Annotated in this window: 14 protein-coding genes; 7 read left to right on the forward strand and 7 right to left on the reverse strand. The window is 74.2% G+C overall.

The genetic code is table 11. From position 1 onward, the window contains the following. Positions 1-7: 7 nt before the first annotated feature. Positions 8-2,413 (reverse strand): S8 family serine peptidase, encoded by a 2,406-nt coding sequence (locus tag GA0070618_RS12955; RefSeq protein WP_088981854.1) that lies wholly within the window; start codon positions 2,411-2,413, stop codon positions 8-10. An 80-nt stretch (positions 2,414-2,493) separates the two neighbouring features. On the opposite strand from GA0070618_RS12955, the gene GA0070618_RS12960 reads away from it, so the two are divergent. Further along, entirely contained in the window at positions 2,494-4,308 is a 1,815-nt protein-coding gene (locus GA0070618_RS12960) for a glycerol-3-phosphate dehydrogenase/oxidase (RefSeq protein WP_088985490.1), read from the forward strand. Between the two features lie 19 nt (positions 4,309-4,327). On the opposite strand, the gene GA0070618_RS12965 is transcribed toward GA0070618_RS12960, so the two are convergent. Both GA0070618_RS12965 and GA0070618_RS12970 read right to left on the reverse strand, forming a co-directional pair. Further along, positions 4,328-5,728 carry an FAD-binding oxidoreductase gene (locus tag GA0070618_RS12965; protein WP_088981855.1) on the reverse strand — a complete coding sequence of 467 codons (1,401 nt, stop codon included), beginning with the start codon at positions 5,726-5,728 and terminating at the stop codon, positions 4,328-4,330. A gap of 197 nt (positions 5,729-5,925) precedes the next feature. Continuing rightward, a complete protein-coding gene (locus GA0070618_RS12970) occupies positions 5,926-6,570 on the reverse strand; it encodes an HD domain-containing protein (RefSeq protein WP_088981856.1) in 645 nt (214 codons plus the stop codon). Between the two features lie 132 nt (positions 6,571-6,702). On the opposite strand from GA0070618_RS12970, the gene GA0070618_RS12975 reads away from it, so the two are divergent. After that, complete coding sequence (locus GA0070618_RS12975; RefSeq protein WP_088981857.1) at positions 6,703-7,968, forward strand: FUSC family protein; 1,266 nt, start codon at positions 6,703-6,705, stop codon at positions 7,966-7,968. A gap of 43 nt (positions 7,969-8,011) precedes the next feature. Continuing rightward, positions 8,012-9,505 carry a PrsW family intramembrane metalloprotease gene (locus GA0070618_RS12980; protein ID WP_088981858.1) on the forward strand — a complete coding sequence of 498 codons (1,494 nt, stop codon included), beginning with the start codon at positions 8,012-8,014 and terminating at the stop codon, positions 9,503-9,505. 42 nt (positions 9,506-9,547) lie between these two features. On the opposite strand, the gene GA0070618_RS34015 is transcribed toward GA0070618_RS12980, so the two are convergent. Next, the gene (locus GA0070618_RS34015; RefSeq protein ID WP_170107862.1) at positions 9,548-9,715 is read right to left on the reverse strand and encodes a hypothetical protein; all 168 of its coding nucleotides are present in this window, start codon (positions 9,713-9,715) and stop codon (positions 9,548-9,550) included. 133 nt (positions 9,716-9,848) lie between these two features. Next, on the reverse strand, positions 9,849-10,187 hold the full coding sequence (locus GA0070618_RS12985; RefSeq protein WP_088981859.1) for a GroES family chaperonin: 339 nt from the start codon (positions 10,185-10,187) through the stop codon (positions 9,849-9,851). Positions 10,188-10,295: 108 nt separating this feature from the next. Between GA0070618_RS12985 and GA0070618_RS12990 the strand changes: the two genes are divergently transcribed. Then, entirely contained in the window at positions 10,296-11,669 is a 1,374-nt protein-coding gene (locus GA0070618_RS12990; RefSeq protein ID WP_088981860.1) for an AI-2E family transporter, read from the forward strand. Between the two features lie 163 nt (positions 11,670-11,832). Here the strand turns inward: GA0070618_RS12990 and GA0070618_RS12995 are convergent, their stop codons facing one another. Then, positions 11,833-14,073, reverse strand: coding sequence for an ATP-dependent DNA helicase (locus tag GA0070618_RS12995; RefSeq protein ID WP_414467605.1), 2,241 nt, complete (start codon positions 14,071-14,073; stop codon positions 11,833-11,835). A 65-nt stretch (positions 14,074-14,138) separates the two neighbouring features. Here GA0070618_RS12995 and GA0070618_RS13000 point away from each other — a divergent pair, with 65 nt between their 5' ends. Then, positions 14,139-14,645 carry a DUF402 domain-containing protein gene (locus GA0070618_RS13000; protein WP_088981862.1) on the forward strand — a complete coding sequence of 169 codons (507 nt, stop codon included), beginning with the start codon at positions 14,139-14,141 and terminating at the stop codon, positions 14,643-14,645. A 4-nt stretch (positions 14,646-14,649) separates the two neighbouring features. Here GA0070618_RS13000 and sigJ read toward each other — a convergent pair whose 3' ends face one another. Next, entirely contained in the window at positions 14,650-15,567 is a 918-nt protein-coding gene (sigJ, locus tag GA0070618_RS13005; RefSeq protein WP_088981863.1) for an RNA polymerase sigma factor SigJ, read from the reverse strand. A gap of 111 nt (positions 15,568-15,678) precedes the next feature. On the opposite strand from sigJ, the gene GA0070618_RS13010 reads away from it, so the two are divergent. Both GA0070618_RS13010 and GA0070618_RS13015 read left to right on the forward strand, forming a co-directional pair. Next, positions 15,679-16,626 (forward strand): PPK2 family polyphosphate kinase, encoded by a 948-nt coding sequence (locus GA0070618_RS13010; RefSeq protein ID WP_172900288.1) that lies wholly within the window; start codon positions 15,679-15,681, stop codon positions 16,624-16,626. A gap of 121 nt (positions 16,627-16,747) precedes the next feature. Continuing rightward, entirely contained in the window at positions 16,748-17,374 is a 627-nt protein-coding gene (locus tag GA0070618_RS13015) for a DUF47 domain-containing protein (RefSeq protein ID WP_088981865.1), read from the forward strand.

Consider the following 17,374-nt stretch of genomic DNA (forward strand, 5'->3'; position numbering starts at 1 on the left):
CCCCTGCTCACACCCCGGCGGCGCGGACGGCGGCGTAGGCGTCGACCAGGCCGGCCCCGGCGACGTTGGCGGTACCACCGCACGTCGAGGTCGCCTCCCCGCCCGGTGGGGGCGACGCCTCGACCGGGGTGGCGGTCTCCCGCAGGATGCGCCGGGTGCCGTCCACGTCGCCGACGAGGGCCGGATTGGCCGACCACATCAGCGCGACCACCCCGGCGACCTGCGGGGTCGCCATCGACGTGCCGTCCAGGACGGAGTATCCGCCCCCGGGCATCGCCGAGCGCACCCCGGCACCGGGCGCGACCAGGTCCGGCTTGGCCACCCCGGGCACCGGCCCCCGGCTGGAGAACTCGGTGACCCGGCGGGACCGGTCCACCGCGCCGACGGTCAACACGTCCGCGTACGGAGCCGGCGGGTCGTCGATCGAGGCGCAGTACGGGCCGGTGTTGCCGGCAGCGGCCACCACGAACACCCCGGCCGCGTCGAAGGCGGCGGTCGCCGGCCGCAGCACCTGGGGGTCGCAGCCCTCGATCGTCGGACAGCCCCACGAGTTGGTCAGCACGTGCGGGGCCCGTTCGGGCCGACCGTCGGTGAACGGGTCACCACCGGGCGGGAAGGGGGCCAGCATGAACTGGAGGCAGTCCAGGTAGTGCGCCGGGTTGCCGAGGTTGCGGTCGAGGTTCACGCAGCCGGTCCAGTTCGCGCCGGGCGCGACCCCGATGCCGTCCCGCCCCACCGCGCTGCCCATCGTGTGGGTGCCGTGTCCGCTCCTGTCGCGCGGGGACCGGCTGCCCTCCCACGGGTCGTACCAGGAGTCGTCGCCGCCCCGGAACCCGGCCGCCAGTGTCGGGTGGCCGGCGTCCACGCCGGAGTCCGAGCTGCCCACGGTGATCCCGGAGCCGTCCACGTCCAGCTCCGACCAGACCCGGTCCGCCCCGATCATGCGGATGTTCCACTCGGGACCGGTGGGTCCGGCGGCGTCGCCCCGGCTGGTGCCGGCGGGGGCGGGCAGTGGACGCAACCGCTGGCTCACCAGCACCCGGTCCACCTCCGGTCGGCTCGACAGCCAGGCCCGCACCGCTGGGCCGCCGTCCACCTCAATCGCGTTGACCAGGTAGTACGGGGTGTGCGCAAGCCGCAGCCGGTCCAGTTCCCGGCGCAGGTCGGCCTGGGTACGGTCGGCGGTGTCGACCAACCGGCGGTAGACCTCGCGGACCCGGGCGTCCCGTCCGGCCGCCCCCGGGGTGGCCGGGACGTCCCGTAGGTCGGCCTGCTGCCGCAGCACCACCAGCAGGCGCTCGCCGTGCAGCCCCGGCTGGCCCGGTACGGCGTACACCAGGGTGCCCGCCACCAGCAGGACGGCCACGGCCGCCGTGGCGAACCGTCGCCCCGGCACGCGGCGCGGCAGCAGCACGCCGTACCCGACGGAGAGCACGAGCGCGACGGCCAGACCGACCCCGGCGGTGACCATCACCCAGAACGGCACGTCCCGGGTGGTGCTCAGCAGCAGGGTGACCTCCTCCGGGTCGGTGAAGGCCAGCGGACCGAACACGCCCAGCCCGACCAGCCAGCGCACCGGGGCGCGACCGGTCGGCCGTCCGCCCGTATCGGTGGGCGCCTGGAGCGCGCCGAGCAGGAACCCGACCGGCGGCAGGGTCAGCAGCATGGCGAGCTGCGCACCGGAGTGGCCGGTGCCGGCGGCGAGCAGCAGCAACGTCACCCCGGCCACCGAGCCGCCGCCCAGCACCAGCAGCGCCGGACGGGTGGGCCGGCCGGCCCCGAATCGGGCCCAGAAGCCGACGTCGAGCAGGACCCCGGCGACGACACCGACCGCCGTGGCGGCGAGCGCGGCGAGCACCGTCTCCAGCAGCCCGCCGAGTGCGCCCAGCCAGAGCCAGGGCAGCAGCAGGACCAGCCCGGCGGCGACCGCGAGCGGGGTGACCCCGGCGGTGCCGTCCCGCCCGACCGAACCGGCGGTGGTGTCGGCGCGCAGCAGGCGGGCGGCGATCACGGCGGTCAGCGCGGCGACCAGGGCGAGCGCGGCGAGGTACGCCTCGTGGTGCACGGCCGGGATCATCCGGAGCAGCCCGAGCACACCGAGCGCCACCGCCCCGGCTAGCCAGGCCCTACCGGTGGCGCGGACCGCCCCGGAGCGCGGCAGCAGGGCCAGCAGCAGCGCGGGCACCCCGACCGCGACGACGGTGACCAGGGAGACCACCGGCCAGATCCAGACCGGCTGGTGGAGCCCGCTGGCGAGCAGTATCTGCTCGGCAATCCAGCCGACGAGCTGGGGCAGCAGGACCGCCGCGACCGTCCAGCAACCGACCAGGACGGCCGCGACCACCGGCAGCGGCCCGGGCGGCGGCACCGTCGACGGCGGGAGGGGAGGTGCGGGCGGATACACGGGCTGCATGCCCGTACGGTACGCAGACGGGTTCGGGGTGTGCCGTCGACCGCCGGTCCCGATACCGTGAACGGGTGCGTGACCCCAACATCTCCCGTACCGTCGCCGGTCAGCTCTCGCCCGTCCGGCGGGCCGCCGACCTGCGCCGCCTCCGCGCCGAGCGGTTCGACGTCCTGGTCATCGGAGGTGGGGTGACGGGTGCGGGCGCCGCCCTGGACGCCGCGTCCCGGGGCCTCAAGGTGGCCCTGGTCGAGGCGCGGGACTTCGCCGCCGGCACGTCCAGCCGCTCCAGCAAGCTGATCCACGGTGGCCTGCGCTACCTGGAGCAGCTGGAGTTCGGCCTGGTGCACGAGGCGCTCACCGAGCGGGGGCTGCTCGCCACCCGGCTCGCGCCGCACCTGGTCCGTCCGGTGCCGATCCTGGTGCCGCTGCCGGACGGCGGTGGGGTGCGCGACCTGCCGGCCCGCGTCTGGCGGCGGGCCTACTACGGCACCGGCGTGGCCGCGTACGACGCCTTCGCCGGCCTCTTCGGCGGCGGCCGGGGCATGCCGCTGCACCGGCACCTGAGCCGCGAGGGCACCCGGCGGGCCTTCCCGAGCCTGCGGGCCGACCAGGTGGCCGGCGCGATCCGCTACTTCGACGGGCAGGTGGACGACGCCCGGCTGGTGGTCACCCTGGCCCGCACCGCGGCGAGCCTCGGCGCGACGATGGTGACCAGCGCCCGCGCCGTCGGCCTGATCCGGCAGGCCCGGGAGGTGACCGGGGTACGCGTCCGCGACCTGGAGGCGCCCCCCGGCTCACCGGACGCCGAGTTCGAGGTGCACGCGCGTACGGTCATCGCCGCCACCGGCGTGTGGAGCGACGACATGTCCCGGATGCTCAACGACGTGGGCCTCCGCCCCGGTCTGCGGGTCCGCGCCTCCAAGGGGGTGCACCTCGTGGTGCCCCGCTCGGCGATCACCGGCGAGACCGGGTTGATCCTGCGGACGCCGACCTCGGTGCTCTTCGTCATCCCGTGGGGCGGGCACTGGATCATCGGCACCACCGACACGGACTGGCGGCTGGACCGTTCGCATCCGGCCGCCTCCGCGCGGGACATCGACTACCTGCTGCAACAGGTCAACACGGTGCTGGACAAGCCGTTGACCACCGACGACATCGAGGGCGTCTACGCCGGGCTGCGCCCGCTGCTCTCCGGCGAGGCGGACTCCACCTCCAAGCTCTCCCGTGAGCACGCGGTGTTCGAGCCGATGCTGGGGCTGCTCCTGGTGGCCGGCGGGAAGTACACGACGTACCGGGTGATGGCCGGTGACGTGGTCGACCGGGCCGCCCGCCGGCTCGGCAACGTCCGCCCGTCCCGCACCGCCGACCTGCCGCTGCTCGGCGCGGACGGGTACGCGGCGATGTGGCGGGACCGGGCCGACCTGGCCCGCCGGCACGGGGTGCCGGTCGGCGTGGTGGAGCACCTGCTGGAACGGTACGGCAGCCTCACCCTGGACCTGCTCGCCCTGATCGCGGCGGATCCGCTGCTCGCCGCCCCGCTCGCCGGTGCCCCCGAGTACCTGGCCGCCGAGGTCACCTACGCGGCGCAGGCGGAGGGCGCCCTGCACCTGGAGGACGTGCTCACCCGTCGCACCCGGATCTCTTTCGAGACCACCCACCGGGGGCTGGAGTCGGCGGAGCACACGGCCGAGCTGATGGGCGCGGTGCTCGGCTGGGACGCGGACGTGCGGGCCCGCGAGGTCGCGCACTACCGGGCCCGGGTGGAGGCGGAACGGCAGTCGCAGCGGATGCCGGACGACGCCACCGCCGACGCGGCCCGGCTCGGCGCGCCCGACGTCCGGGGCTTCGCCGCCGACCGGGGCACGGACAGCGACCTGAGCGGGCTGCCCGCCCCGTACTGACCACCGCCCCCTCCGGCGGTCAGAACACCTTGCCGGGGTTGAACAGGCCGTCCGGGTCGAGCGCCGCCTTGATCGCGTGGTGCACCCGGACGCCGACCGGGCCGATCTCGCGGGCCAGCCAGTCCCGCTTGAGCAGGCCCACCCCGTGCTCGCCGGTGCAGGTGCCACCCAGCTCCAGGCCGAGCCGCATGATCTCGTCGAAGGCCCGGCGGCCCTGCTCCAGGCTGGCCGGGTCGGCCCGGTCGACCACGATGATGGGGTGCATGTTGCCGTCCCCGGCGTGTCCCACCACGCCGATCGGCACGTCACACCCGGCGGCGATCCGGGCCACCCCGTCGAGCAGCGCGGCGAGCGCGCCACGTGGCACCGCCACGTCGTCGAGGATCAGCCCGCCGTTGCCCGCCGGGTACGACCGGGCGGCGAACGCCTCCATCGCCGGGTAGGCCAGCCGCCGGGCCTGGAGCAGCGCCGCCGCCTCCACGGCGTCCGTGGCGGCGTACACCTCGGACGCGCCGGCCGCCTCGCAGACCTTCTCCAGCCGGGCCAGGTCCTCGGCGGCCCGGGGACCGGTGTCGGCCGCCGCGAGCAGCAGCGCCTCGGCGTCGGTGCGCAACCCCATCGGCTGGTACGCCTCGATCGCCTGAAGGTGGGTCCGGTCGAGCAGTTCCAGCAGGCTCGGGCTCAGGCCCTGCGCGGCGATCCCGGCGACCGCCGTGCCCGCGTCGGCGGTGGAGTCGAAGACCGCGACCAGGGTCAGCGACTCCTCCGGGGCGGGCCGTAGCGCCAGGGTCACCTCGGTGATGATCCCGAGCGTGCCCTCCGAGCCGACGAAGAGGCGGGTCAGGTCGTAACCGGCGACGCCCTTGGCCGTCCGCCGCCCGGTGCGCAGCACCTCGCCGGAGGCGAGCACCACCTCCAGGCCGAGTACGTACTCCGTGGTCACGCCGTACTTGACGCAGCACATGCCGCCGGCGTTGGTGGCCACGTTGCCGCCGATGGTGGACGACTCCCAGGAACCCGGGTCGGGCGGGTAGTAGAGCCCCTGCCGACGGACCGCGCCGGCCAGGGTGGCGTTGACCACCCCGGGCTGCACCACGGCGATCCGGCTGACCGGGTCGATCTCCAGGATGGCGTCCATGGCCGAGGTGGTCACCACCACCGCGCCGTCGACCGCGTTGGCCGCGCCGGCCAGCCCGGTCCGCGCGCCCTGCGGCACCACCGGTACGCCGTGCCGCGCCGCCGCGCGTACCACCGCGACCACTCCGGCGGTGTCCCGTGGGCGGACCACGACCAGGGGCATGCCGGCGTCGCAGAGGTCGGCCTCGTCCCGCTGGTGCATCCGCAGCAGGTCCGGGTCGGTCAGCACGGCGGCCTCACCGAGCGCGGCGCGCAGTTCGTCGAGGAGGGGGGTGGCGGACATGCAGGAGAGGGTAGCGGCGCCCCCGCCCGGTGACCACAGGGTGCCGGCCTCCATCGCAGGTGGCAGCCGCTGTCAGGCCGGGCGACGACTACCGGGTCGGGTGGGTGCCGTCCGGCCCGGGGCTCGCCCGACGGGGAGGTAGCGCCTCCGACTCCGGGGCTCACTTCACGGGCCGTGGCGCGGCGAACTCCGGCGGCTCAGCCGACGGATCGCAGTGCGGCCAGCTCGCGGGCCAGGTTCGCCCGTGCCGGGGCCTCCCACCGCGCGGCGGGCGCGGGGAGGCGGAACAGCGCCGGCAGGGCGAGCAGCCCGGCCAGCACCCGGGCCCGACCGGCCCGGAACGCCGGCTCGGGCACGTGCGCGTACTCCCGGCGGACGCGGGCGGCATAGTCGTCGTACCGCTGCGGGTCGGAACCGAGGACGGCCAGGTCGGCGTCGCAGAGCAGGGCCCCGTCGCGGTCGTCGGCGGCGACCGCGTGGCCGGCGGTGAGCAGTACCAGCCGGCGGACCTCGGTCGCCGCCCCGGCGGGGATCCCCAACGTGGTGAGCAGGGTGCCGGCCAGCGCCGCACTGTCCCGCTCGTTGGCGTCCCCGGTGGCACGCGGATCGTAGACCGCGTCGTGGCACCAGGCGGCGAGCCGCACCAGATCGGGCCGGTCGGCGTGCCCGGCGTACGCGTCGACCACGTCCAGCACGGCGGTCAGGTGCGCGACGGTGTGGTAGTGCCGTTGCGGCTCGTGCCAGCGGGTGAGCAGCGCCTCCCCGGCCCGGGCCAGCGCCCCCGTGTCCGGGGCGCCCGCCGCGCGGGCCGCCGCCCGCCACCGTCGCATCAGCGTCTCCACGGTCGCAGTCTGCCCTACGCCGTTCTCTGGTGCCGACCGCTGATTGCCGGGCGTGGTTGCCGGACGCGCCGGCAACGGGCGATGGGGAAGGGAGGGCAGGATTCACCCGCCCCGGCGCGGGTAGTCCCGCCCATGGCCGTTGCCCGTAACCGTCGCCGTGCGCTGTGGCACCGTTCCGAGCGGCTGCGGGACGGACTGGTCGACGTCGACACCGCCCGGATCGCCGGGGCGATGTCCGAGTTGCGGCACCGGGGCCGGGCCACCCTGAGCGACCGGCTGCACCGGCTGCGCAGCGTGATGACGCTCGCGTTGCAGGCCGGGCTGGCGGCGGCGCTCGCCTGGCTGGCCGCGCACGAACTGCTCGGCAACCCGGAGCCGGTCTTCGCGCCGATCTCGGCGGTCGGCACCCTGGCCGCCTCGGTGGGGCAGCGGCTGCGCCGGACGGTCGAGCTGATCGTCGGGGTGGCCATCGGGGTGTTCATCGGTGACGTGCTCATCTACTTCCTCGGCACCGGGCCCTGGCAACTCGCCCTCGTGGTGATCCTCGCCATCGTCATCTCGACCTTCCTCGGTGGCAGCGCTTCGGTGGTCATCCAGGCGGCGGCGACGGCCGTGCTGATCGCCACGCTCAGCCCGTCCACCGAGGACCTGGAGATCCCCCGGTTCGTGGACGCCTTCGTCGGTGGCGGCATCGCGCTGCTGGTGACGGCGGTGCTGCTCCCGCTCAACCCGCTCCGCGTGATCAACCGGGCCGCCCGTCCGGCCCTGGACCTGCTCGCCGGCCAGCTTGACCGGGCGTCCCAGGGGATCCGGGACCGGGACCGGGACCTGTGCCAGCGGTCACTGGAACGGCTCCGGGCGAACCAGGAGGAGCTGACCGCGTTCACCGAGGCGATCGAGGGGGCGAAGGAGACCATCACCATCTCCCCGGCCCGCTGGCACCGGCGCGACGAGCTGCACCACTACGCCGAGGCCGCCGGGCCGATCGACCGGGCGATGCGCAACAGCGGCACGCTGATCCGGCGGGCGGTGACCATGATCGAGGACGGGGAACCGGTGCCCGACCCGCTGCCCGACGCGGTCGGTCACCTCGCCGAGTCGGTGCGGCTGCTCCGGCACGAGTTCGCCGTCGGGGCGGAACCGCAGGACAGCCGGGAGCGTTCCCTGCGCGCGGTCAGCGAGGCCGGCCGGGCGTACACACAGGGAGTCGGCTTCTCCGGCAGCGTGGTGGTGGCGCAGGTGCGTACCACCGCCAGCGACCTGATGGTCGCCTCCGGCCTGGATCAGGAGGAAGCCAACCGGCTGGTCCGGGAAGCCTTCGGTGAGGAGGAGAGCCCCACCCCACCCGCCGAGCAGCACGCCCCGCCCCGGCACACCTCACCCCCGCCGCTGCCCTGACCACCCGTGCCCGCCCCCCGGGGTCGCGCATCACCCGTACCGAATGCGCCCGGCCGGTCCGGTGGCGGGTGGCTACGCTGACCGCATGGCCGACACCCCGTCCGGCGGAGCCACCCCGACTGCTCCGCCGCCGCCGAGCCCCGCCCTCTCCCCGTTGGGCGGGCCGCCCGGCGCGCCGCCGCCGTACCGTCGTCGGAGCTGGTGGCGGTACGTGGTCCTGGCCGGCGCGATCCTGCTCATCGCCGCCTGCGCGATCTTCATGCTCTTCACGCTCGGCGAGAGCCTGGGGGCGGAGGCGCTGCTGATCGGCCTGGTCGCCGCGATCCTGCCGGTCCCGGTGCTGGTGACCTGTTTCCTCTGGCTCGACCGGTACGAACCGGAACCCCTGAAGTACCTGATCTTCTGCTTCGCCTGGGGAGCGTTCGTCTCCACCGCGGCGTCGCTGACCGTCAACGGGTTCTTCGCCGACCGGTTCGCCGACTGGGGGCTGCCCGACTCGCTCACCGCCGTGTTCAGCGCTCCCTTCATCGAGGAGTTGACCAAGGCGCTCGGCCCGATCCTGCTGCTGCTGTTCCGGCGGCGGGAGTGGTCCGGCATCACCGACGGGCTGGTCTACTGCGGGCTCTCGGCGGTCGGCTTCGCGATGGTGGAGAACATCCTCTACCTGGGCGGGCACAGCTACCGCACCGGCGTCGAGGAGTACGGCCCGGCCACCGGTGCCCAGATGGTGCTGATGACCTTCATCGTCCGGATCCTGATCTTCGGGTTCGCCCACCCGCTGTTCACCTCGATGGTCGGGGTGGGGCTGGGTATCGCCGCGCGTACCGCCGACCGCCGAGTGCGGGTGCTCGCCCCGCTCGCCGGGCTGCTGCTGGCGATGATGCTGCACGGCGCCTGGAACTTCCTGCCGTCGCTGTCCCTGGCCATCGGGCAGCCTCTGGTCGCCCTCTACGGCTACATCGGCGTGATGGTGCCGATCTTCTTCGGCATGGTCGGCCTGGCGGTCTGGCTGCGGGCCTGGGAAGGGCGACTGACCGAACGCGTCCTGCCCGACTACGTCCGCGCCGGCTGGCTCACCCCGCCGGAGGTGGCCGCGCTGGGCAGTCTCGGCCGCCGGCACGCGGCCCGGAGCTGGGCCCGCCGGGTCGGGGGCGACCGCGCGGTGAAGGCGATGCGGGGCTACCAGTTCTCCGCCACCCGGCTGGCGCTGCTCCGCGACGGTATGCGACGGGGCCTGGACACCCGTCCGGCCGACTGGCAGCGGACCCTCGCCGAGGAGCGGCACCTGCTGGAGTCGATCAGCGCGTACCGGTCGTTCTTCGTGGGGCGTGATCCGTACGCCCCGGTCGGGATCTGGGACGGGCAGCGCTACCACCTGCGCTTCCCGGACGGCCAGCAGCGCCCGGTGGACCCGCCGGACGAGCCGGTGGTGCCGATCCCGGTGGTGCTCGCGCCGCCGCCCCCGCCGGCGTACGTCCCTGGTCTCCCCGGCTGGTACGGCCCGCCTCCGCCCGCCGGCTGGCCGCCCCACCGCTGACCCCCGGCCCGCGACCGACCCGGTCCCGGCGGCCGGGTCGGGTCAGGTCAGCAGGCTGCTCAGGAAGTCGCCCAGACCGGCGGCGATGGCCATCAGCGCGGCTCCGATGGCCTTGAACATCTCGGCCGCCCCCTGGGGCCGGAACGCCATGAAGTAGATCAGGAAGGCGACGCCTCCCCAGATCAGCAGCTTCTTCAGGAAAACCGGCATCGTCCCTCCCCAGGGCGTGGACGTGCCTGGCTTCCCGCCGTTCCCAGGTGCAAACGGCACCGACCGGGCAGCGGCCCGGTCGGTGGGGGAGGACGTCGCGCCGGAGGTCGTTACCGGCCGGGGAGGAGCCGGTTCAGAGGTACAGGCCGGTGGAGTCGTTCTCGACGCGTTCGGCGGCGACGGCGTGCACGTCCCGCTCGCGGAGCAGGACGTAGCCCCGCCCGTGCAGTTCGACCTCGGACCGGTCGTCCGGGTCGAAGAGCACCCGGTCGCCGGAGACGATGGACCGGACGTTCGGGCCGACTCCCACCGCAGTCGCCCAGGCCAAGCGCTTGCCCACGGCTGCGGTCGCCGGGATCACGATGCCGGCGGTGGAGCGGCGCTCCCCCTCGCTCCCCTCCAGCCGCACCAGCACGCGGTCGTGCAGGAGTCGGATCGGCAACCCGGAGTCGAGATTCTGGTCAGCGGTCACGGGAGGAAACGCTACCGTGTCCGGACCTGCCCTCCCGCTGGTGGTTACCGGGTGCGGCGCGGGGGCAAGGTGTGGCGGAACGCGCCTACCGTGGCGTCGGCGAGGTTCATGTCCGGTCGTTACCGTAGGACAGCAGTTGGTCACCTGGAGGTGTGCGTGAGCCGCTTGGAACGGGTACGCGAACGGCTCCGCCGCGCGTACGAGTCGGGACGGAACGCGGTCCGGGCGGGACGGGAACGCCACCGCGCCCGCGTCGGCACCGTCTCCGTTCAGCCAGGTGGACCGGATTCGGGAGTCGCCTCGCCCGCCACCCCGGGGCCGGCCGCCCCGCCGTCGGCAGTGGTGGTCGGCGCGGAGTCCCCGGCCGCCCCCCACCCCTCCACCGCCAGCCAGGACGACGCGGACGTCCCTCACGCGCTGCGGATCGCCGCCGCCTGGTCGTGGCGGCTGCTCGTGGTCGGACTGGTCGGCTGGGCACTGCTGCGCATCGTCGGCCAGATCCGCATCGTGATCATCCCGTTGGCCGTCGCGCTGCTGCTCTCGGCGCTGCTCGCCCCGGCCGTGGGCTGGCTGCTGCGGGCCCGCTTCCCCCGGTCGCTGGCCACGGCGGTGGTGCTGGTGGGCGGGGTGGCCGCCGTGGTCGGCACGCTGACCCTGGTGGTCAACGAGTTCATCAAGGGCGTCCCGGAGCTGAGCAAGAAGTCCTCCCAGGGGGTCCGGCAGATCCAGGACTGGCTGAAGACCGGCCCGCTGCACATGAGCGACAGTCAGCTCGACCGCTACATCAACGAGGGTCAGCAGTGGGTGAACGACAACACCAACCGGCTGACCAGCGGCGCGCTCTCCACCGCCGCGACCGTCGCCGAGCTGCTGACCGGCACCCTGCTGGTGGTGTTCGCAACGTTCTTCTTCCTCCGGGACGGCCGGATCATCTGGCGCTTCCTGGTCCGGCTGCTGCCGGTCGGAGCCCGCTGGAAGGTCGACGACGCCGGTCAGGCCTCCTGGTCGACCCTGGTCGCCTACGTCCGCGCCACCGTGCTGGTGGCCTTCATCGACGCGGTCGGCATCGGCATCTTCCTGGTCGTCTTCGACATCCCGTTCGCCTTCCCGCTGGCGGCGCTGGTCTTCCTCGGCGCGTTCATCCCGATCGTCGGCGCGACCCTCTCCGGCACGGTCGCGGTGCTGGTCGCCCTGGTCGACAGTGGACTGGTCACCGCCCTGATCATCCTCGGCGTGGTGATCGGGGTGCAGCAGGTCGAGGGGCACATCCTCCAGCCGTTGATCATGGGCCGGGCGGTGGCCATCCACCCGCTCGCCGTGATCATCGGTATCGCCGCCGGGGTGGTGCTGGCCGGGATCACCGGTGCCCTGGTCTCGGTCCCGCTGATCGCGGTGCTGAACACCGCCGTGCGCCGGCTCGCCGCCCGTACGGTGCCGGACACGCCGCCGGACGCGGTGGTGGTCGCCGCCAAGGCTCCGTAACCCCGCCTGCCCCGCGCCGGCCCTGCCCGCCCCGCGTCAGCCCCGCCTCGCGCCGGGTGAGGCCGCGCCGGTTCGCCGAAGTCGCGGCATCCGGCGTCGCCGACCGCGCCGTTTCGCCGAAACGGCGAAGCCGGCCGCCGGGACGGGCGGGCGGGGTGGGGAGTCAGGAGCGGCCGAGCCGCTCCAGGGCACCCCGGGCGACCTCCGGGCGGGTGGTGTACCAGAACGGCGGCAGCGACCGGCGCAGGAACGGGCCGTACCCACGGGCCGTCTCCAAGCGGGAGTCCAGCACCGCGACCACGCCCCGGTCGCCGGTGGAGCGGATCAGCCGCCCGACCCCCTGGGCCAGCCGGATGGCGGCGATCGGCACGCTGACCGACGCGAAGCCGGAGCCACCGCCCGCGTCCACCGCCGCCGCCCGGGCCGCCGCGAGCGGCTCGTCGGGACGCGGGAATGGCAGCCGGTCGATCACCACGAGCTGGCAGGAGTCGCCCGGCACGTCCACTCCCTGCCAGAGCGACATCACCCCGAACAGGCAGCTCGACTTCTCCTCCTTGAACCGGCGGACCAGCAGCGGCAGGGACTCCTCGCCCTGGAGCAGGATCGGCAGGTCGGTCCGCGCCCGGAGCAGCTCCGCGGCCTGCTGCGCGGCCCGCCGCGACGAGAAGAGCCCGAGGGTACGCCCACCGAGCGCGCCGACCAGCGTGAGCAGTTCCTCGCCGGCCGCCTCGGGAAGCCCGGAGACGCTGGGCCGGGGCAGGTGCGCGGCGACGTAGAGGATGCCCTGCCGGGCGTAGTCGAAGGGGGAGCCCACGTCGAGCGACCGCCAGCCCGGCCCCTCGGTCGCCGGCTCGGCGGCACCGGCCGGGGCCGACCCCTGGCGGTCGCGCGACGGCGTCACCGGGGTGTCCGTCCGCGTCGACGCCGACCGGTCGGGTCGCCCGGTGGCGGTGGCGAGGGCGCTGGCGGCCGGCGACGGCGGGTTGGTCGGCGGGGCCTCCAGCCCGAGTGCCCGGGCCACCGTGTCGAACCGGCCGCCCAGGGTCAGGGTGGCCGAGGTGGCGACGACGGTGCGCTCCTCGTACAGGTGGGTGGCGAGGGTGCCGGCGACGGAGAGCGGCGCGACCACCAGGGCCCGCCGGTTGCCGTTGTCCGGCTTCTCCACCCAGGCCACGTCGTGGTCGGCCTCCTCCAGCAGCCGCTGCGCGGTGGTGGAGAGTTCGTCCAGCACCGCCTTGGCCTGCTGCTTGCGGACCGGGTCCGGGTCGTCGGCCTTGACCTCGCCGATCGCGTCGAGGGCGGCCCGGGTCGCCGCGTCCAGCAGGGTGCACGCCTCCCGCAGCGGCCCCGGCAGCCCACTGGTGATCCGCCCGGCGGGCGCCTCGGTCAGCGCGACGGCCAGCGCGTCGCCGGCCTCGGCGAGCGCCTCGGCGGCCTCCGGCTTGAGCAGGGGCCGGGCCCGCTTGGCGGACCGGTCGATCAGCTCGGGCACCAGCTCGGCCTGGGCCGCCGAGGAGACCCGGTCGGCCAGTTCGTGGGCCTCGTCGACGATCAGCAGCTTGTGCGGCGGCACGATGTGCCGGCCGGCCAGCATGTCCACCGCGAGCAGGCTGTGGTTGGTGACGACGATGTCCGCCTCCCGGGCCCGCGCCCGCGAGGCCTCGGCGAAGCACTCCGCCCCGAACCCGCAGCGGGACGCCCCGACGCACTCCCGGGCCGGCATCGACACCAGTCGCCACGCCTGGTCGTCCACGCCGGGGTCCAGTTCGTCACGGTCACCGGTGTCGGTCTCCATCGCCCAGTCGCGCAGCCGCTGGACCTGCTTGCCGAGCCGGCCCGCCTCGCCGAGCCACCGGGTGCCCCCGCCCGAGCCGGTCGGGGTGTCGAAGAGGGTGTCGGCCGGTTCGTCCTCGGTGGAGCTGTCCAGGCGCGCCAGGCAGAGGTAGTGGTGCCGTCCCTTGAGGACGGCGAAGGTCGGCCGGCGGCCGAGCACCGGCTCGACCGCCTCGGCGAGCCGGGGCAGGTCGCGCTCGACGAGCTGGGCCTGGAGGGCGAGGGTGGCGGTGGAGACCACCACCGGCCCGTCCACGGTCAGCGCCGGGGCGAGGTAGCCCAGGGACTTGCCGGTGCCGGTGCCGGCCTGCACCAGCAGGTGTTCCCGGCTGGCGACGCACTCCTCGATCGCGGTGACCATCTGCTGCTGTCCGGGCCGGGCCGACCCGCCGGGCACCGCGCCCACGGCCGCTTCGAGCAGCTCCGCGCCGCTCGGCCGGGACCCCCGGCGCCGGGTGCGGGAACTGGCGGAACTGGTGGCGGCGCGCGGCGGAGTCACCGTGCGACCGTACCGGTAGCCGACGACACCGTTCGCGTCGATGACGTCGTGGCGGAGGTCACCGTCCGGAATCGGTCAGTGTCAACCGGTTCTTTCCGCAGCGCGCCCGTTGGGGGATCCGGGATAGGCTGCGGGGCATGCCGAACGACGTGGTGCGCGTGGTCTACCGGAAGTACGACGGCAGCGCCCACCGCGACTACCCGGCCCGACGGCTCGCCGAGGACGACCTGGGCGTCTGGCTCGGCGTCACCGCCGGCACCGAGTCGATCTACCACGGCCGCCCCTCGGTGGAGCAGATCCCCTTCGTCCTGCTGGTGCCCCACCACGGTTGGTGGACGGGGATGTTCAACCCGCCACCGCGCACCAGCGAGGTCTACTGCGACATCGCCAGCCCGGCGCGCTGGGAGGGCACCGACACCGTCCACCTGGTCGACCTCGACCTGGACGTGGTCCGCCGGCGGGCCACCGGGCTGGTCGAGCTGCGCGACGAGGACGAGTTCGCCGAACACCGGGTCCGGTTCGGCTACCCGGAGGACCTGGTGGTGGAGGCGGAGACCGCCGCGCGCTGGCTGATGGGCGCGCTGGGCGACGGCACCGAGCCGTTCGCCACGTCGTACCGCAAGTGGCTCGCCCTGGTGGTCTGAGCGCCTACAGCGGGGGCAGCGCGGCCAGCTTCTCCGGGTTGAGCTGGTTGAACACCCCGGTGATCCGGCCGTCGTGCACGGCGAACGAGAGCACCACCCGGATCGTCCGGCCGTCCCGGTAGGGCGCCTCGCCGTACAGGCCGACGGTGCCGTCGACCAGCACCCGGCGGAACCGGACCTGGCCCGTGTACCGGCCGTCGGGGCCGAACACGCCGAGCACGAAGCGGGCCACCGCGTCCGCGCCGAGGATCGGCCGCCGGGCCGACGGGAAGTGCCCGCCGCCGTCGCCGACCAGCACCACGTCGGGGGCGAGCACCCGCAGCAGCTCGGCCAGGTCACCGGACTCGCTGGCGGCGAGGAACGCCTCGACCAGCCGGCGCTGCTCGGCCCGGTCGGCCCGGTGCCGGGGTACGCCGTCGGCGTCGACCGCCCGCCGCGCCCGGGAGGCGAGCTGCCGGGCGGCGGCCGGGGTGGTCCCGAGCACGTCGGCGACCGTGTCGAATCCGACGGCGAAGACGTCGTGCAGCACCAGCGCCACCCGCTGTTCCGGGGTGAGCCGTTCCAGGACCACCAGCAGCGCGGTGCCGACCTGGTCGGCACGGCTGACCCGCTCGGCCGGGTCGGGGGCGAACCCGTCCGGCAGCGGGGTCACCACCGGCTCGGGCAGCCACTGCCCCGGGTAGCTCTCCCGCCGGTGCCGGGCGGAGCGGAGCACGTCCAGGCAGATCCGGCCGCAGACCGTGGTCAGCCAGGCGGGCAGCTCGTGGACCTGCGCGCGGGCCGCCGGGTCGGTGAGCGCGGCGGCGCACCGCAGCCAGGTCTCCTGGACGGCGTCCTCGGCCTCGGCGCGGCTGCCGAGCATCCGGTGCGCCAGTGCCGTCAGGTGGGCCCGCTCCGCCTCGAACTCGGTCGCCAGGTCCACGCCGCCTCCTCGTCCCCGCCTGCCTCAACCCTGCCGTACCGGGTGGGGTCGGGTCCATGCCGGGTCGGCGCTCGACGCGCGGGCGGCGGCGGCCTGGGTGATGATCGCAGCATGAGCGCACCCGAAGTGTCCGACATCGTCCCTCCGGTCGACGGCGGGATCCGGCAGCGGCTCCGGGTGGCACCCGGTGGCGCCACCCCGGTCGACCTCGCCGCGATCGATCCGCGCGCCACACCCGGGCTGCCCGGCGCCACGGTGACCGGCCCCGACCGTAAGTCGTGGTGCCGGGCGCAGGTGCGGCTGGTCGGCGCGGAGCTGGCCCGGCAGCAGGAGATGCTCTTCGCCTCGGTCAAGGTCGACCCGGCCGACGGTCGTCGGGTGCTGCTGGTCCTCCAGGCGATGGACTGCGGTGGCAAGGACGGCACGGTGAAGCGGGTGGCCGGCGCGATGAATCCGCTCGGGCTGCGGATCACCTCGTTCGGGCCGCCGACCGACGAGGAGCTGAAGCACCACTTCCTGTGGCGGATCCGCCGGGCCCTGCCGTCCGCCGGCCGGGTCGGGATCTTCAACCGGTCCCACTACGAGGACGTGCTGATCGGTCGGGTCGAGGCGCTGGCCCCCGAGGAGATCCTGCGGGAGCGCTACGACGAGATCAACGCCTTCGAGCAGGAGCTGGCCGCCGAGGGGGTCAGCCTGGTCAAGGTGATGCTGCACATCTCGAAGGACGAGCAGCGCGAGCGGCTGCTGGAGCGGCTCACCGACCCGCGCAAGCACTGGAAGTACGACCCGGCCGACGTGGACGCCCGGGCCCGCTGGGACGACTACCAGGCCGCGTACGCCGAGGCGCTGTCCCGCTGCGCGACCGACGCCGCCCCCTGGTACGTCGTCCCGGCGGACCGGAAGTGGTACCGCGACTGGGCGGTGGCGCACCTGCTGCGTGAGACGTTCGCCACGCTTGACCTGGGGTATCCGCCGCCGACCGTCGATCTCGCGCGGGAACGGGGGCGACTGCTGTCCGGATGGGCGGGTCAAGGTGAACAGCGGGTGAACGATGCATGAATGACATCCGACCGGGGGTGGGCCGGCATTTTCCGGCTCCTGAACCTTCCCTAGCATGCGCTGGGCAGTGCCTCTCCCCGGGCGGCCGTCACCCTTCCATCGACACGACGAGGTCCGTGCTGTGAAGTTTTCCTTCCGCCCCTCCGAGGGCGCTTTCTACGAGCTCTTCACCAGGGCCGCGCAGAATCTGGTGAAGGGTACGGAGCTGCTCAACGAGCTGGCCCTGCCAGGCGTCGACGTCCAGTCGGTCAGCGAGCGCCTGACCGAGGTGGAGCACGACAGCGACCAGATCACCCACGAGCTGTACAAGAAGATCAACTCCACCTTCATCACCCCGTTCGACCGGGAGGACATCTACCGCCTCGGGTCGCTGCTGGACGACGTGATGGACCACCTGGAGGCGGTCGGCAACCTGCTCTACCTGTACGGCCTCACCAAGCTGCCGTCGCTGCCCCGCGAGATGCACGAGCTGGTCAACGTCCTCGACCAGCAGGCCCGGCTGACCGCCGACGCGATGCCGCGGCTGAAGTCGATGAAGGACCTCGAGGACTACTGGATCGAGTGCAACCGGCTGGAGAACGAGGGCGACCAGGCGTACCGGATGCTGCTGGTCCGCCTCTTCTCCGGCGAGTACGACGCCTTGACCGTGCTGAAGATGAAGGAGGTCGCCGACGAGCTGGAGGCCGCCTGCGACGCCTTCGAGCACGTGGCGAACACCGTCGAGACCATCGCGGTCAAGGAGTCCTGA

It is taken from the genome of Micromonospora echinospora (genome assembly GCF_900091495.1).
GTDB lineage: Bacteria > Actinomycetota > Actinomycetes > Mycobacteriales > Micromonosporaceae > Micromonospora > Micromonospora echinospora.

What these genes read in the sequence shown, in the direction of transcription:
- GA0070618_RS12955 (WP_088981854.1), bottom strand. Translation starts at nt 2,413, where the DNA reads ATGCAGCCCGTGTATCCGCCCGCACCTCCCCTCCCGCCGTCGACGGTG.
- GA0070618_RS12965 (WP_088981855.1), bottom strand. Translation starts at nt 5,728, where the DNA reads ATGTCCGCCACCCCCCTCCTCGACGAACTGCGCGCCGCGCTCGGTGAG.
- GA0070618_RS12975 (WP_088981857.1), top strand. Translation starts at nt 6,703, where the DNA reads ATGGCCGTTGCCCGTAACCGTCGCCGTGCGCTGTGGCACCGTTCCGAG.
- GA0070618_RS12980 (WP_088981858.1), top strand. Translation starts at nt 8,012, where the DNA reads ATGCGCCCGGCCGGTCCGGTGGCGGGTGGCTACGCTGACCGCATGGCC.
- GA0070618_RS34015 (WP_170107862.1), bottom strand. Translation starts at nt 9,715, where the DNA reads ATGCCGGTTTTCCTGAAGAAGCTGCTGATCTGGGGAGGCGTCGCCTTC.
- GA0070618_RS12990 (WP_088981860.1), top strand. Translation starts at nt 10,296, where the DNA reads ATGTCCGGTCGTTACCGTAGGACAGCAGTTGGTCACCTGGAGGTGTGC.
- GA0070618_RS13000 (WP_088981862.1), top strand. Translation starts at nt 14,139, where the DNA reads ATGCCGAACGACGTGGTGCGCGTGGTCTACCGGAAGTACGACGGCAGC.
- GA0070618_RS13010 (WP_172900288.1), top strand. Translation starts at nt 15,679, where the DNA reads ATGAGCGCACCCGAAGTGTCCGACATCGTCCCTCCGGTCGACGGCGGG.